Source organism: Candidatus Baltobacteraceae bacterium (assembly GCA_035502855.1).
GTDB lineage: Bacteria > Vulcanimicrobiota > Vulcanimicrobiia > Vulcanimicrobiales > Vulcanimicrobiaceae > Aquilonibacter.
Map to the genome: position 1 here is coordinate 95,775 of DATJTX010000016.1, position 16,277 is coordinate 112,051.

General features: G+C 62.4%; 13 protein-coding genes. 3 read left to right on the plus strand and 10 right to left on the minus strand.

Annotated elements, in window-relative coordinates; translation table 11 throughout:
- Window positions 1-17 precede the first annotated feature (17 nt).
- The 4 genes from VMF11_03690 to VMF11_03705 form a co-directional block, all read right to left on the minus strand.
- Window positions 18-2,147, minus strand: coding sequence for a sugar-binding protein (locus VMF11_03690; GenBank protein HTU69401.1), 2,130 nt, complete (start codon window positions 2,145-2,147; stop codon window positions 18-20).
- Between the two features lie 79 nt (window positions 2,148-2,226).
- A complete protein-coding gene (locus tag VMF11_03695) occupies window positions 2,227-2,640 on the minus strand; it encodes a hypothetical protein (GenBank protein HTU69402.1) in 414 nt (137 codons plus the stop codon).
- Window positions 2,641-2,674: 34 nt separating this feature from the next.
- Window positions 2,675-5,662 carry a hypothetical protein gene (locus VMF11_03700; GenBank protein HTU69403.1) on the minus strand — a complete coding sequence of 996 codons (2,988 nt, stop codon included), beginning with the start codon at window positions 5,660-5,662 and terminating at the stop codon, window positions 2,675-2,677.
- 30 nt (window positions 5,663-5,692) lie between these two features.
- Window positions 5,693-6,373 (minus strand): YkgJ family cysteine cluster protein, encoded by a 681-nt coding sequence (locus VMF11_03705; GenBank protein ID HTU69404.1) that lies wholly within the window; start codon window positions 6,371-6,373, stop codon window positions 5,693-5,695.
- A gap of 95 nt (window positions 6,374-6,468) precedes the next feature.
- On the opposite strand from VMF11_03705, the gene VMF11_03710 reads away from it, so the two are divergent.
- From VMF11_03710 to VMF11_03720, 3 genes are all read left to right on the plus strand, one after another.
- Window positions 6,469-7,428, plus strand: a complete 960-nt coding sequence (locus tag VMF11_03710; protein ID HTU69405.1) for an ROK family protein — start codon at window positions 6,469-6,471, stop codon at window positions 7,426-7,428.
- Window positions 7,425-8,198: an SDR family oxidoreductase gene (locus tag VMF11_03715; protein ID HTU69406.1), complete on the plus strand. Its 774-nt coding sequence runs from the start codon at window positions 7,425-7,427 to the stop codon at window positions 8,196-8,198. Before VMF11_03710 ends, VMF11_03715 begins: the two co-directional genes overlap by 4 nt.
- 296 nt (window positions 8,199-8,494) lie before the next feature.
- The gene (locus VMF11_03720) at window positions 8,495-10,750 is read left to right on the plus strand and encodes a protease pro-enzyme activation domain-containing protein (protein ID HTU69407.1); all 2,256 of its coding nucleotides are present in this window, start codon (window positions 8,495-8,497) and stop codon (window positions 10,748-10,750) included.
- 161 nt (window positions 10,751-10,911) lie between these two features.
- Here VMF11_03720 and VMF11_03725 read toward each other — a convergent pair whose 3' ends face one another.
- The 6 genes from VMF11_03725 to VMF11_03750 form a co-directional block, all read right to left on the minus strand.
- Window positions 10,912-11,250, minus strand: a complete 339-nt coding sequence (locus VMF11_03725; GenBank protein HTU69408.1) for a hypothetical protein — start codon at window positions 11,248-11,250, stop codon at window positions 10,912-10,914.
- An 87-nt stretch (window positions 11,251-11,337) separates the two neighbouring features.
- A complete protein-coding gene (locus tag VMF11_03730; protein HTU69409.1) occupies window positions 11,338-11,631 on the minus strand; it encodes a hypothetical protein in 294 nt (97 codons plus the stop codon).
- 317 nt (window positions 11,632-11,948) lie between these two features.
- Window positions 11,949-12,308, minus strand: a complete 360-nt coding sequence (locus tag VMF11_03735) for a hypothetical protein (protein ID HTU69410.1) — start codon at window positions 12,306-12,308, stop codon at window positions 11,949-11,951.
- An 18-nt stretch (window positions 12,309-12,326) separates the two neighbouring features.
- The gene (locus VMF11_03740) at window positions 12,327-12,812 is read right to left on the minus strand and encodes a hypothetical protein (GenBank protein ID HTU69411.1); all 486 of its coding nucleotides are present in this window, start codon (window positions 12,810-12,812) and stop codon (window positions 12,327-12,329) included.
- Window positions 12,809-14,557 (minus strand): toll/interleukin-1 receptor domain-containing protein, encoded by a 1,749-nt coding sequence (locus VMF11_03745; GenBank protein HTU69412.1) that lies wholly within the window; start codon window positions 14,555-14,557, stop codon window positions 12,809-12,811. Before VMF11_03745 ends, VMF11_03740 begins: the two co-directional genes overlap by 4 nt.
- A 15-nt stretch (window positions 14,558-14,572) precedes the next feature.
- Window positions 14,573-16,201: a DUF6531 domain-containing protein gene (locus VMF11_03750; GenBank protein ID HTU69413.1), complete on the minus strand. Its 1,629-nt coding sequence runs from the start codon at window positions 16,199-16,201 to the stop codon at window positions 14,573-14,575.
- Window positions 16,202-16,277 lie beyond the last annotated feature (76 nt).

A 16,277-nucleotide genomic window follows, 5' to 3' on the forward strand; every position in this document is an offset into this window, starting at 1 on the left:
GCGCAGCGAACGTACAACTACGTTCCCTTCTCGGCGCCGACGTAGCGGATCCACTTGAGGAAGAGCGCGGGTTCGGTCGAGAGATCGTTCGCGTTCCCGTAGACCAGGTAGAACTCGTTGCGCGCGTAGAGGAAGTGTGCCGCCAGCGAGACGTTGCCGGCGTTCACGAAACAGCCTGCCAAATATGGATCGGCGGCGCAGGATGACGCCGCGTAGGTGAGCGGCTCGAACGAGTTCGGCAGGTTACCGCCGATGATCCGGCGCAGGCCGACGTCGAATTGCAGCACTTTGCTGGGCTGCCAGTCGAGCGAGGTGCGTTCGAGCCACTGATTCGTCGTCAGCTCGCCTGGATATGCGGTGAGGTACTTGTCTTCGTCGGTCTCCAGCGCGAGGTGGACGCGGCGTGTGATCGGCAAGGTCGCCAGATAAATCCACGAGTCCAGGTGCCCATGATAATATGGTCCGCCGGTATACGCAACGTATGCGGGCGTGTTGGTGTTGATCCGGTATCCGAGAAGAGCGCCGCTCTGGTCGAACGGCAGAAACTCGTTTGCGAACGTGCGAACCCCGTTCGAGGCGTTATAGACGTGGACCGTCATCAGGTTGCGAAAGTCGACGTTGACCTGCGGATCTTCGTCGGTCTGCGAGAGCAGATCGAAATGGTTGTTGTAACGAGCGAAGTAATTCGTCACCAAAATGTCGTGAAGCCAGAACGACGGCGAGAAATTCATCATCTGGCTCGTATAGATTTGATACCCCAAGATGTCGCTTTGCGCGGTGTACCCGTCGAGCGGGTCGAATTGGGCGCCGATGCGCTGGATGCCGGCGAGAATCGTCGTGAGCGCGGTTGCGTAGCCGATGCCGCCGTCGTGATAGGTGCCCAGGCCCGGATCGGTGACGAGCGTGCCGGTCTCGACGCCGTTGTTGGTATAGACCAGCAAACGCGTTCGCTGATCGATATACCCGCCGTCATAGGTGAACGTGTTGTCCTGTAGCCCGTAGGCCGCGACGTTGACGCGCTGCAGCTCCCAGCCGAAGCTGTCTTTGGTGTCGGCGTAGTTGTAGTTGAGCGTTTCGGCTTGATCGGTCCGGTCGAAGCCCAAAGCGTCGAAGGCGGCGAAGTTCGTGTGCCCCTGTGTCCCCTCGATGCCGTAACCCTGGGAGAAGACCGGAATTGCCGGCGTATAAAGAGTCGTCGTGCAGTTGTCGCAGCCGGTGTGCGCGTTGAAGAACGACGCGAGCTGCGTGAAAAAGGGACGCACCTCGACGTACTGCCGGGCGAAGGCCGTCGGCGCGATCGTCTGCTGATCGGTCTCGACGTTGGAGTAGTCCGGATGCACGGTGCCGACAAACGAGGCGGTCGGCGTCAGGGGGAGAGAAAAATCCGCGCCGACGCGCGAGGTGCTTCCGCCGTTCGCGTGGGAGGTTGCCTCACCGAGAACGTAGGGCTGAATGCGCACGGGATTGCGCGCGGCGCCGCCGCGTCCGCCGGCGGGCGCAATCCCGATTCCCGCGAGCGTGCCGATGAAGGTGGGATCGATCGCCGTGGTCGCGACGGGCGAGTACGCCCACACGTCGAGCGAGTTGGTCGCGACCGTGAAACGGACGAACTGCGCGCTCCACACGCGTGAACCGGCGGTGCGTATGATGCGCAGCGGAATGCGCATGGTCACGACGTAGCCGCCGGCGGTTCGCTTGGCGACCGCGATCCACTCGGGCGAATAGGCGCTGTTCTCGCTCGAGGTTTGATACCGCGCGCCGTTGGGATTGGCGAAGAAGCCGTAGTCGAATCCACGCTGCCCTTGCGGATCGAGGTAGACGCCGACATAGTCGTCGCTTTGCACCGAACTGCCGTTGGTGTGCTGGTTCGCGGTCAGCGGCTCAGCCTGCGTCACCTCGAAGGCAACGTAGATTGCGGTTCCGTCTTCGGCGACTCGCACCTCAGTCGGCTCGGTGGCGCTGCGCCGATAGGTGAAGTCGTGGTCGAGGTGAAGTGTCGCTGCTTTTGCCCAGGACGCGTCGATGGTCCCGGCAACCGACGGCGCGGCAAGGGCGGGCACCCTCGCAGCCGGCGGCGGATCGCCGGCCCGGGCAACGCCGGTCAAGGCTGCAACGAGCGCGCAGCAAGCAAGGAACGGTCGCCTCATCGTCAATCACATACGCAAAAACGGCGGGCCGGTTTCAGCGGCGCGCCGTTTTGAGCGATCTTTGAGCGGGTTTTTAAAGCTACGCCTTGATGTTCCCGCATGAAACGTAGGTGCCGAGATCGGTGCCGCTCTTGTGCACGTTGATCGCGTAGGTCCCGGCGAGCAGCTGATCCAGCGTGACGCCTTTGACGGTGGAAAGACCGGAGCCGTTCACCGTGTTGCTGAGCGGGTATTCCGGCGCCTTGTTGATGTGTCCGCAGTTCCCGATGTGAATGTGGGTCGGCTGCGGAACGTCTTGCGGGGTTCCGTCGAGCTTGACCGCGATACGCACGCCGTCGGACACTTGCGTGAGCACCGCCGTTCCATTCTCGCCGCTATCGTTTTGCGCGACCATCTTGACCGTCAGCGTCGTCACCGGCGCCGCGGCCGCCGTGCTTGAAGCGAGCACGCCCGCAAGCGTAGCTGCTAGGAGAGCGAAGCGAAGATTCTTCATGAGTGCGAGTCTCCTTATTGGCATCTGTGAAAACCTAACGACCGCAATCGGGGTTGCGGATGACCGGACTGCTGACCGGACTGCCTAGTGCTCGCAGCACCTGCGAACGAAGCGAACAATAGGCGGCGACCGTGCCGGCGGGGACGGGCGCGTCCGCGCCGTCGACGAGGCCGATCAGGAAGGTGAGGGAGTCGTTCAGCTTCGAGAACGTCGCCGCCGAGGCTGCGTTCTTGCGCGCCTCGGCGCGTCCGCGCGCCTCATAGGTACGGTCGATCAGCTTAGCCACGTCATGCGCGATGCGATACTGCCGCTCGAGCGCCGCCGCCGCGATGCGAATCCGCGGATCCATGAGGACGGTCAGCGGTGCGGTGGGCACGATGCCGTCCGCATCGAGCCGCACCGTGTAGCGTCCCGGGACGACGAGCGCGCCTTGGGGCACACGCGGCGTGTCGTGGTCGACGGCCGAGATCGGCAGATCGACGGAAACCGAGCGCGGCGCCGGCTCGCGCAGATCCCAGACGAAGCGGTGCATGCCGGCATCGGCCGAGGGACGCACGAACGGCTTCTCCCAATAAGTAGGCTTGTCGAACTCGACCGGCGCCGGCGCGGGATCGTTGCTCGCATACGCGCGCACGAGTCTGCCGTGCGCGTCGTAAATCGAGATCGTAACCCGTGTGGCCGGTTTGGAGAGCGTGTAGTAGAAAATTGCGCCGTCGGGCGGATTCATACCGTGCGGCACCTCGGGCGGAAGCGGCGTATCGGTATTGGTGTCGCGCCGAACGCGATATGCCGCCACCGGTGCGAAGAGATGCGGGCCGTTCCAGGCGGCGGTGCGCGCCAGCTCGCGCAGCGGCTCGACGTCGTCGAGGATCCAGAACCCGCGGCCATGCGTGGCGACCACCAAATCGTTGCCGTGCACGTCGAGATCGCGCATCGAGGTGTGCGGAAGATTGAGCTGGAGCGATTGCCAGCGCTCCCCGTCGTCGAACGAAACAAACACGTTGCCTTCGGTGCCTGCATAAAGCAAGCCCGGGACTCGCGGATCGGCGCGCACCGCGTTCACCGGCTCGTCGGCCGGCAAGCCGGCCGTGATCAGCGTCCAATGCGCGCCCCCGTCGTGCGTGCGGTAAATCCACGGGCGCAGGTCATCGAGCCGGAAACGATTGACCGCGATGTAGGCCGTATCGTCGTCGAAGCGTGACGCATCGATGATCGAAATCTTGCTCCAGGCGGTGAGCGAAGGCGGCGTGACGTTGCGCCAGTGCGCACCGCCGTCGCGCGTGATCCATACCAAACCGTCATCGGTGCCGGCCCACAGCGTGCCCGCATGTTTGTACGAGGGCGCGAGCGCGTAGACGACGCCGCGATGCATCCCCCTGCGCGGATCGTTGCCTTCGAAGGCGGTGATGACACTTGGAATCTTCGGGTGTTTCCGGGTGAGATCGGGACTGATCGTGTGCCAGTTCATCCCGCCGTTGCGCGTTGCGTAGATGCGGTTGGCGCCGAAGTACATCAGGGAGCGGTCGAAGTGATCGAAGGCGATCGGCTCGGTGCGAACGACGCGATAGCCGTTCGAGCGTAGCGGGTTCGGCGAGACCTCCTGTGCCTGCGTCGTGCGCTCGTCGTATTTCTCGACCTTGCCGCCGTAATCGATGCCGGGATGCAGCGGATCGGGGACGACGTAGCCGTATTCCTCCGCGCCGGCCGTATGCCAGTCGCGCTCGGTGATCTCACCCCAATCGCCGCGGCTCGAGACGCACGCCGAACCCGATTCCTGTTGACCGCCGCAGACTTCGTACGGGAAACGGTCGTCGGTGTTGACGTGGTACATCTGCGCGGTCGGCTGGTTGTACCACGAACTCCAGGTTGCACCGTGATCGAGCGAGATCGTTGCACCCTGATCGCTGGTGAGCGCGATGATGTTCGTATCGTTCGGATTGATCCAAACGTTCTGATAATCGTCGCCGCCCGGTGCGCCCTTGATCGCGACGAACGTTTTGCCGCCGTCGGTCGAGCGGTAGGTCGAGGTGTTGGTGACGTAGAGCGTGCTGGGGTCCTTGGGATCGACGGCGATTGCGACCAAGTCGTCACCGCGCTTGCCGACCGTGGTTTGGTCGTCGTTCATCAGCGAGAAATGCTCGCCGCCGTTGGTGCTGCGGAATACCGAACCGCCCGAATCGCCGTAACCGTCGACGAAGGCGTAGACGGTTTGCGGATCCGAGGGCGCGATCGCGATCTCGGCGCGTCCCATCGCGACCGGTAGCCCGCCTTGCAACCGCGTCCAGTGATCGCCGCCGTCCGTCGACTTGAAGATCCCGCTTCCCGGCCGTTCGTACGACGAGCCCATCTCCCACGGCGCCTGCCGCGCCGCCCACAGCGTTGCGTAAACGATTCGCGGATTCGACGGATCGATGCGCACGTCGTAGGCGCCGGTGTTTTCGTCGCGATAGAGCACTTGAGTGAAGGTAGCGCCGCCGTCGGTCGAACGATAGATGCCGCGCTGCGGATTGGGACCATACGGATGTCCGAGCACCGCGACGAAGAGCCGCTGCGGATCGGTCGGATCGACCGCGATTTGCGGAATCTGCTCGCCGTCGCGCAGGCCGAGGTGTTTCCAGGTAGCGCCGCCGTCGGTCGATTTATAGATGCCGTTCCCGACCGAAAGATCGGGACGCTGCAACCCCTCGCCGCTGCCGGCGTAGATCACGTTCGGATCGCTCGGTGCTACCGCGAGCGAGCCGATCGAGCCGGTCGATTCGGCCCCGAAGATCGGCGTCCAGGTGCGCCCGGCGTTATCGGTTCGCCAGATGCCGCCGTCGACCGCGCCGATGTAGAAGCGGTTGGGCATGCTCGGCACGCCTGCGAGCGCTTTGGTGCGCCCACCCCGCAGCGGGCCGATGAAACGCCAGCGCAGCCCCGCGTAGGACGAGACGGACGGCTGCGCCTGAACCGGCGTGAGTTGTGCGAGGAAAGCCAGCGCGGCGCAAAGCGCAAGGGCGCGGCGAACGATCGTCGGCGTCATATTCGCCTAACTACCGGCGAACGAAAGCGGTTACCTCCGTTTCGTTCCGTTACGCCGTTTGGCATTCGGTCTGAAGGCCGGACCGATCTTCAACTTCGCGCGATGCGAGAGCGCCGTGTCGACGTCTTGGCATCCGATCGGCGTGAAATCGCCGCAATCGTGTGGGCGCGCCTCGTAAATCCCACAATAGTACTTTCCGCTTTTGCTGCCCATCAAGAACACGCAGTTATCGGCCAGATCGTCGCTCACTTTGCGAAGCCAGCCGACGTGGAAGCCGTCGGCCGAGGGCCGCTTGACGACGTACTCGTCCATCACCTGTGCATACGTCATTCCTAGGTGCGCTGCGATGCGTTCGACGTCGGCACGGCTCACGAACGGTTCATATCCGGCGCAGCATTCGGCGCAGCCGGGTGGGCAGGCGACGTTCTCCGGTAAATCCTTGAGGTGTTTGCGCGCCAGTTCGATGACCTTACCGATCGCGCGTACGAATTCCGGGTCATCGTTATATTTATAGACCCACTCGCGCTTGGTGATCTCGTTGGCGTTGTAGTAGCGCGTCGTCTCTTCGTCGTAGCTGATCGTAATGTGTTCTTCGGTGATCTCGATCTCGTTGACGTGCTGCATCGGGCGCGCATCGAGCAGCTCGGGGTGTGTGGGTTGCCCGGTTCTCTTGGTAAAGTTGCGCAGGCCGATCAGATCGATGGTTTCCATAATTCGACCGGAGTTCGATACTCGTTGCGGGTGCGGCCTGGTGGGGCGGATAAGATTATCCGCCCGGCGGGTCTTTGATGTAGGGGGATGATTTCTTGCGCACCGCAATCGGCGTCGACCTCGGCGGGTCACACGTCACGGCCTCCGTCGTCAGTGAAGACGGCACGATCCATCGCCAGCACGAGGTCGATCTCGAGGACCTCTCGTTCAAAGTGGTCAGCGAGGTGCTCTTCTCGACGATCGAACAAGCGCTGCGCGATCCCGATGCCAAGGAGGTCGTCGGTATCGGCATCGGGTCGCCCGGCAACGTCGAGGCGCGCTCCGGCGCGATCCTATACAGCCCGAATTTCAAGTGGACGAACATCCCGCTGGGAGAGACGTTGCGTTCCCACTTCGACATGCCGGTCTTCGTCGGCAACGACGCGCGCTGCGCCACGCTGGGCGAGTACACCTATGGTATGGGTCGCGGGACGCGCAACTTCGTGCTCCTCACCCTGGGGACCGGGATCGGCGGCGGCATCGTTGCCGACGGCGATTTGATCTTGGGGAACCGATTCGGGGCCGGCGAAATCGGGCATCATCAGATCCGGCCGACCGACGGCTTCGTCTGCTCGTGCGGCAAGATCGGATGCTTTGAGGCACAAGCCTCGGGCACCGGATTGATCCGCCATGCCTTTGCGGTCGCGCCCTCGTTCCCGCGCAGTACGCTGCTCGATATGGATCGCGACAAACTCGGGTCGAAGAAGATTCGCAAGCTCGCGCAGGCCGGCGATCAACATGCGCTCGCCGCCTGGAAGAATTTCACGGCCGATCTTGCGATCGGACTGGCCAACGTCATCGCTTTCGTCAATCCCGAAGTGATCGCACTCGGCGGCGGCGTTTCGAGCGCGTCCGACTTCATGCTCGATGCGGTGCGCGGGCGTGTCGACGAGCTCACGACGATGGTTCCGCGCGGAACGACGCGCATCGTCGTCGCCCAGCTTGGAAATGACGCGGGCCAAGTCGGGGCGGCTACGATGGCGTTCCGCGGCGGGCTCACGACGCTCGGGTCATGATTGCAACCGCGCCCCGAGCGATCGTCACCGGCGCATCGGGTGGACTCGGCCTCGAGTTCGCGAGATTGCTGGCCGCAGACGGGATCGATCTCGTCCTGGTCGCGCGCTCGCGCGATGCGCTCGAGGCCGAGGCCGCGGATTTGCGCACCCGCTGCGGCGTTGCGGTGGAGACGCTGGCCGAGGATCTCGCTACGCTCGATTCCGCCGCGCGGGTGTTCGCGCGCGTTCCTTCCTGCGATATCTTGATCAACAACGCGGGCTTTGGGAGCAACGGCGCGTTCGATACGTTGCCGCTCGAACGCATCCGCGAGGAGCTGCTCCTGAACGTCGTCGCGCTCACCGAACTGACGCGCCGCTACCTGCCGGGCATGCGGGAGCGCGGAAGCGGCCGCATCATGAACGTCGCCTCGACTGCGGCCTTTCTGCCCGGTCCGTTCATGGCGGTCTACTACGCTACGAAGGCCTACGTGCTCTCGTTTTCACAAGCGCTCGCCGAAGAGCTGCGCGGCAGCGGGGTCACGGTGAGCTGCCTCTGCCCCGGTGCCACCGCGACCGGATTCGCTCGCCGCGCGCATGTCGAAGCCTCCGGCCTCTTCCGTCTTCCGGTCGCCGACGCACCATCCGTCGCGCGGGCGGGATATACCGGGATGATGAACGGCAAGGATCTCATCGTTCCGGGCCTCTTCAATAAACTCGTCGGATTATCGCCGAAAATCACTCCGCGCCGGCTGCTGCTCGCCATTTCGCGCAGGCTCGTCGAACCACGATAGCACGGGCCGCTCGGCAGCGGTGCCTCCATATATGCGAACTGCACATATGAGAAACGCCGTTCTGTCGCTTTGACCGTCTTTACAGTAGATTAATGCAATGCGTGCCGCTGTGCGCACTGCATGTTGCTGCTACTGCTAGGAGTCTTATGCGAAAATCGTACAGGATTCTGGCGGGGTCTCTGGTCCTGGCGATGTCGGTTTCCGCTTGCGGCGGACACTCATCGCTTCCGGGAACCGGCCCTGCCGGCTCTACTCTCGGTACTCAGTCCGTCGGTCAAGCGTCCGCTTCGGCGCCGATGATTTCGATTCCGAAGACGTATGGATCACTTGCGTACACCGATCTCGGTCGGCGTGCGGCCACCGCCCCCGTCAGCGTTGCGATTCTGCTGCGATACAACAACCAAAGCGCGCTCGATCAATTCGTCGCAAGCGCGAGCGGACCGCACGGATCGCATCAGTTCCTTACGCCGGCCGAGTTCAACAGCGAATTCGCGCCGACGGTTCAGCAGGAACAAGCGGTTATAACCGCACTGCAAAACGCCGGCTTCACGATTACGCACACGTATGCGAATCGTACGATGGTCGACGCGAGCGCGCCTAGCTCGGTCGTCGAGAAATTCTTCTCGACCCAGATGCACACGGTTTCACAAGGCAAATACGGGCAGCGCTTTGCGAACCTGACCGCCGCAACCGTTCCCTCGTCGATCGCGCAGTACGTCAACACGGCGTCGCTGAGCGACGTCGTAATCGCGGAAACGAAAGTCGCGCAAGACGGCGGAGCGATCAACCAATCCCCGAGCGCACCGGGACTAAAGCCCATGGGCGGCACGCCGGCTGGTCAGGAAGCGCCGGCGACGATGCGCACGTTGGCCACCGGCTGCACCGGTCAACTCCTGCTCAACCCGGGCTTCGAATCGGGTGACGTCGACTGGACCTCGACGGCCGACGTGATTACCGACGATCCCTCGTACGCGTACCAAGGCGATTGGTTCGCCTGGCTGGACGGCTACGACGAGGCCGAGACCGACACGCTCTCGCAGACCGTCTCGATTCCGTCGGGCTGCACTGCGACGCTGACCTATTACCTCTACGTCTCGACGTCGGAGCGCAAAAGCGCCGGTGCGATCGACACGATGGCGCTCACGGTGAACGGTACGACCGAGCAGTCGTTCTCGAATAAGACGACCACCGACGGCTACGTGGAGGAGACCGTCAACCTCTCGTCGTTCGCCGGTTCCAGCGCCAAGATTCTCTGGACGTCGAATCAGACGGGAAGCCGTGAAACGAGCTTCTTCATCGACTCGACCGCGCTGGCGCTCAGCGGCGGGACGAGCACCCCAACGCCGTCTCCCTCGCCGACGGCCAGCCCAACCGCGAAGCCGACGGCAACGCCGACGAGCGGGCCAACCGCAACCCCGACCGCGGCCCCGACGGCAACGCCGACCACCGCACCGACGAGTTCGCCGAGCAGCGGGTGTAACGGCGCGGCCGCCGATAGCGGACCGCTCACGAACTCGGATGGCACGCTGGCTACCGGACTTGCCAAGCCGTTCGACTTCCCGGTTCAGCACGGGTGCAACGGTGCGGGGTACACGGCCGCGATCGTGATCGACGACCCGGTCGACACCAGCTACGTCGCGACCTATCTCAGCGCGGCCGGCGTAACGCAAACCGGCACCATCACCAATGAAGCCGTCGACGGCGGCGGCAGCGGCGACGATCCGGAAACGGATCTCGACGTGCAGACGATCTCCGGTCTTGCGCCGGGCGCGAACATCATCGTGTACGACGAAGGCTCGCTCTCGGATCAAAACATCGAAGACGCCTACAATCAGGTGCTCAGCGATGGTAAGGCGAGCGCGGTGAACTCCTCGTTCGGCGGCTGCGAATCGAGCGATACGTCGTTCGAATCCGCCACCAACTCGATCGCGGAACAAGGCGCTGCCGAAGGCGTCGAGTTCTCGGCCTCGGCCGGCGACACCGGCTCGGACGAATGCGGTTCCGACGACAACGAGAAGGGCGTGAGTTCACCGGCCGGTGATCCGTACTTCACGTCGGTCGGCGGCATCAACTTCACCGAGAACAGCAGCACCGGCGCACTCGAAACCGTCACGGCGGGCGATGCGTCCTGCTCGGGCGGTGTCGACGACACGTGCTACGGCGGCGGCGGCGTCTCGACGGTCGTCGCGCTGCCGAGCTGGCAGAGCGGCATCGCGGGTATGATCACCTCGGGCCGCAATCAACCCGACATCTCGTTGCCGTTCGACTACGTTGCCGTCTACACGGGCGGCGCGTGGGGCGAATACCTCGGTACGTCGTGGTCTTCACCGGCATCGGTGGCATTGTTCATCGAAGCCGACGAACTCCACGCGAGTAAGCTCGGATGGCTCAACTCGACGCTGTACAGCCTGTTCTCATCGACCGGCTACAGCGACTACTACACGCCCTGCACCTCCGGCGACAATATCGCGTACTCGTGCAGCGCCACCGAGTACAACCAAGCCGCGGGGATCGGCGCACCAAAGGGCTGGGCCCTGGCGAACGCGTTGTAATGTTCGCCCTGGTGTCGTCGCCGGGAGGCTCATGGTCGCTCTTGATCACGTCGCCTCCCGGCGCCTAACCAGAACGAAAATTCCCGAGGTTCGCGCGTTAAAAGGGCCGGCAGAAATGCCGGCCCTTTTTCTGTGTCTCGTGACGCGATGAGAACCGGCGCTTACTGCCAGTAGTAGTTGTCGCTACCTTTCATCAGCGTCTTGCTCGTTGGATATCCGGGTCCGATCTCGACCTTCGCGGTCGTGTCATAAATCTTCTTGCCTTGATCGTTCATGACGTCACCGCGAACGTAATACGTATTGCCTTCGATCAACTCTTGGGTGAACGACTTGCCGGGCTCCATCCAGCCGCCCGCGATCATCTTGCGAATGCCGAACGTTTCCGTTTTGTACCACGTTACCCATGTCTTCGTGTTGATTTTGCTGTAGACCACGTACTTCATCCGGTCGCCGGGCTTTGCCGACACGGTTTGCGTAACGGTCAGGGAGGTGAGCATCATGGTCGCTAGAGCTATAAACAAAAAAGAGCGTCGCTTCATCGTTAGTCCTCCTCACGTCGACTAGCGACGGAGCGCCCGCTGAATCCTTTACAGCGAAGCAGCCACGGCGAGGCCCCGCGGCGGCATATCATCCTGCGCCGGAAGCGTTCCCGTGTTCGCAACCTGCGCGATCAACGCGGCAATGCGGCGCGAGCTGTGTTTTGGCGCGACCAATTCCTGATTGCGTCGAATCTCGTCGAGCCGGTGCGGCGTGCGAATCATCGCGCGCACCGCGCGCACGACCTCGGCGGCGCTATGGATGGCGATCGCGCCCAGGCCGTTGTGCCGGACGAACTCGACGTTGCCGCGCTCCTGTCCGGGCACGTAGTCGTAGACGACCATTGGAAGCTGGGCGGCGTTGGCCTCGGCAATGGACCCGGGCCCGGCTGTGGATGGATCGGCTGACCCAGGAGCCGCAGCCGGTTAGGCGAGATACCGCGCGAGAGGGCGCGTTCGTAGACTTCGCGCGCCGGCACGACGACCGCGTCGGCATCGGGCATGAGCCAGGACTCGTGGACCTTCCCGAGATCCGTGATGACGGTCACGATCGGCACGTGTTCCAGCTGCGCATCGGCTCGCGCGCGCAGCGCGGCGTGATTGAGAAGCGGATGGACCGAGACGATCACGTCCGGTCCATAGCTCTCGGAGCGGCGATCACGTTAGGTCGTCGACCCGTGCGCCCCCGGATTCCCTGCAAACGCCATCGAGAGCGCGAGAAGCAGCGCGAGCACGCCCATGACCGGCCCCCACCACTGCATTGGAATCCAGAAGAGCGAATGCGTCCGGCGAAGTACGACCTGCGAGCCGTCGCTGGGATCGACGAGCACACGTCCCGGCTCTGAATTCCACCTGACGCCCAGTATCCACACCAGGTATGCACCGATCGCGCCGCCGACGGCAACGCCAACGGCGCTTGCTATCGGCGAAATCATGGCACCGATCACGGCGCACACGAAGACGAGGACGAGCGGGATGAGAACCGCGAGAAATCCCCAGCCGCGCCAGATGATGAAAAACATGGTCTCAGCATACACCTTTCAGCAAGCGTTTTCGATTTGAACGCGTCCTATGCGCGCGAAGGGAATATATCTCTGGTTTTTTCGACCGCCCGGCGTTTCTTCGGACATATAGACGCCGCTCGTAACGACGCGCCGCACGCTGCACGCGCCGCACCACGTTTTGCCGGAGGTGTCGAAAACATCGAGCGCGCCGGTACGCGATACGAAAAACGAATCCCAGCTCGAGATTGCGGGAGGGTCGAGTCCGAAGCGCCGCAGCCAAGCGCTTTGCTCGGAAATCGTCCAGCGCCCGCGCTCGGTTGCTAGAAAAGAGCGAATCTGCGCGACCGGCACGATCTCCGGCCAGTCGCAATCCGCCTCATTCGTGCCGTTGTCGAGTAACGTGACGGCCAGCGGCGTTGCCGCGACGATCTGCACGTTCGTCATCGTTCCGCAGCACGCGGTCGAGAGGTTGCCGGCGCTCCCGGCACGCAGCGACGCCGACAGCACGACCGCAAGGATCATACGCTAACCTCCTCATCCGCGCGCGTGAGGCGCCGGACGATATCGGCGATGATGTCATCTAATTTATCGGGGCCGACTGCGTTGACACGCTGGAATTCCTGCGGAATGTTGGGCGCCCCGATCATGATGGGGCGCAGAAACGATGGATCGCCGGTCTCTATCCAACGTTTGTACGCGCACGTCAACTCGTGATAGCAATACCCTTTCTCCCCCTGCTTGAAATAGCTGTCGGAGTATATCGCTATGACAAAACGGCTGTTCATGACGTCGCGCGTGAGTTGCGGGAGCCAATCGATTCCCGACTCGAGACTGTCCCAGTCTTTATCGAAGAAGACGTTGAGTTTCCGGTTCGGCAGCGTCACCTTGTCGAGCGGGACCTTGATGTGGCTGTAAACCCAGTCGATGTCGGCGTGTGCATAGCTCAGGAAAACATCCCAATCGCGTTTGGCTCGCGGGTCGTCTTCCCACGTCGGAACTTGACTCGCCCGGACTCCCGAAAGTACGGCACTCAGAAGAATCCCCGCATACGCGAGCGAGACTTGCGGATAGACCGCCGGCGGGCTCAAGACGTCGATCGAGATCTTCCCCGCGACGAACAATGCAAGCGCCGTCACCATCAGTCCAAGCGTTGCACTTATCGCAGGCAGCAGATAGCGCGCTCCCCGCAGACGGAAACGGCGCAGCAGCAGAAAGAACGCCGCGGTGGCGAACGCGGTCACGAGCGAGCAGAGCACGACGAAGACGAGAAGCCCGCTCTCGAGTGGTTTCACCTGGTATCCGGCGCCACCAATCATATCGCTTAGCGCCCAAGCCAAAAGCATAGGTCCTGGAACATCGACAAAGCCCGGTCCATGCAGCTGATTCAGCGATTCGATCACATTCGCTGTCGCCGCCGTATTCAGATGTTGAAACGGAAGGTCGTTTTCGAACGTCCCGACGATGATGTACGCACCGGGATTCTCGCGCAGACCGGCCGGCAGGGCGCGATCGGAGTCATGGACCGTATAGAATTGCGCGTTCGCCGGGCCGTTCGGTTTGGCATAATCGTCCTTCGACCAGTCACCGATCGAAACAAAGAGATTGCCCGTATCGCACGGGGTGCTCGTATCATGGCCTTGCCGCAGCACGTCCATCATCGACCAGACGTCCCAAGACGCCGCATCGCTCGATGGCGGAAATTCCGCGCCCGAGTAGCAGTGCCGATAGAAGACGACACCCGAATCGTGCGCGCCGAAGCGCGTATGAGCCGCGCCGGAAAGCGTCGCGTAGATCGGTCCGTCGTCCGCTTCCCGCCCCGTAGGAGCACCGGTCAGGTCGTCGGTTTGCAACAGCTCGACTGCATAAAGCTGCCAACCGTCCTTTCTGAGCCGCGAGAGCGCGTTGACAAGTCCCGTGCGAGCTTGCAGTGCCTGCCCTTCGCACGGCTCGCACGGCAGGAAGTGCAGGTCGAGAATCAGACGCCGCTCGTTCGGGTGCAGACCGTCGAGGCGCGTGAGGAGCATGGCGAGGCTGCGCTGATTTGCCGGGCGGTTTCCTGCGATATAGCTTCCCAGATCGACGAGCGTGATCTGCGGGCTGAGTCGCGATTGCAGCACGCTGTAACGCGCGGCGAGCTGCATATCCAATCCGTGCCAGGGGAACCACCAATAGGCAGCGATCATCAGCACCGCATAAATGAGGCACAGCACCACCGTCTGGCGTATCCATCGCGGAATGAGCCGCCAGCGGTTGATCGCTCGCTTCATCGACAACCGGAGTGCCTAGTTATCGAAGGTCACGTTCGCGCGATTCACGACGTTGAGCAGCTCTTGGAACATCGTCGTGACTTGCGCGGCAACCTTCGGGCCGGCGCTGCTGGATACGTCTTTGATATCGCCGTTGGCTTTATAGGTCACGTTGATGCTTCCGAGTCCGGTGACGGCGATGACCGTTGGATGGCCGTCCGCGTCGTACGCGAACGTCATTACGTGCGCTCCACTCGTAATCGAAGCGATCTGCCCCTTGTCGTCGTAGGTAAGCGCCAGGTCGTGACCATCGCTGTCGAGCGCATGCGTGACGTTGCCCTTGGAGTCGTACGTGAATTTAGACCACGTCGTCTTCTTTCCAATCGTGTCGGCGACGTAGCTTGGCTTACCCGTCTCGGGATCGTATTGCAATGCAACCTTCTCGTACGGGGTCTGCTTCATGACGACGCGTTCCAGCGAGTCGTAGGCAAAGGCCGACCAACCATCTGCCGTCGTAATCTTTAGCGGATACCCCGCAGCGTCGTAGATCGTGTCCTTCCAATCGCCGTCGGTGTTTTCGTAGAGCTCGTGGAGCTGGAGTGGTTCGGTCGTGCCAAGATACGTGTACCGATCCAGCTGCTGCGATTTGGCGCCGTCTTGCCCGGTCGTCGTAACGACCGCGGTCTGCACGCTGTTTCCGCCGCGCACCGTTTGAAAGTACTTATATTGGCTCAAAACGCCGTCACTCGTCTTGACGCTCTTGACGTTCTCGAGCTGGTCGTACGGGTAGTAGGCGATGGCATAACTCGTGCCCCCTCCCGGCGTCCCCGAAACCTTGACGGCAACGAGATTGTGCCGTCCGTCGTACGTGTAGTCGTACACGTGGCCGTCTACGTCGACGGCGTGAACGAGATCCTTGCCGCTATAGCTGTATTGCGCCGTTTTGCCGGACGCTTCGGTTACCGACGCCACAAAGCCGTTCGCGTCCACGTGGAAGATCAAGCGATCTCCCTTGCTGTTGTCGATCTCCGTGAGATGCCCATTCGCATCGTAGGTATACGAAACGGAATTACCGTTCGAATCCTCGGCTCGCACCAGGTGCCCGGAAGGATCGAAGAGCTGCGTTTTTCCGTCTGGCGTATCGCGGCGGTAGCCATCGGCGGTGCGTGTGACGATCTGTGTTGAAAACCGGCCGCTGAAGAATCGCTCGCCGACTGGTAGAACCAGCGGCGCGATGAGATTCCGCTCGCGATAGTACTCCCATTGCTTCTCGAGATAGTCTCCCTGCAACGAAGACTCGTACTTGCGCTTCGCATCGTCACTCGAGAAAGCACCGCTCTTGGTCGCCGCGTCCATCACCTCGGCGACGATCGTGTCCTGGGTTCTCAAAGGAACGTCCCGCGGCGCGAAATGATTGTCCGCGCCGCCGCCGTACTCATGGACGACGAGCGACCCATCGGCTTGCACGCGCAAGTTCACTTCGAAGTCGGCGCCCCAGCCCTCGCCGAACATACCGGTGAAGTCGGTCTTGCTGTTGTACACGCGCTCGACCTGCGTGTCGAGGGATCCGACCGCATAATCGTCGGTGTCCGTGTACGCGATGAAAAAATTTCCGTTTTTCAAGCTGACGTTCGCGCTCGCGTTTTCGACCCCGAGCACGAACATGCCCACGCAAGCGACAATCGTAAGGCAATGTCTCTGCTTCCCCGCGATGCCCATGAACCGGTCTCCTCTCACGTTG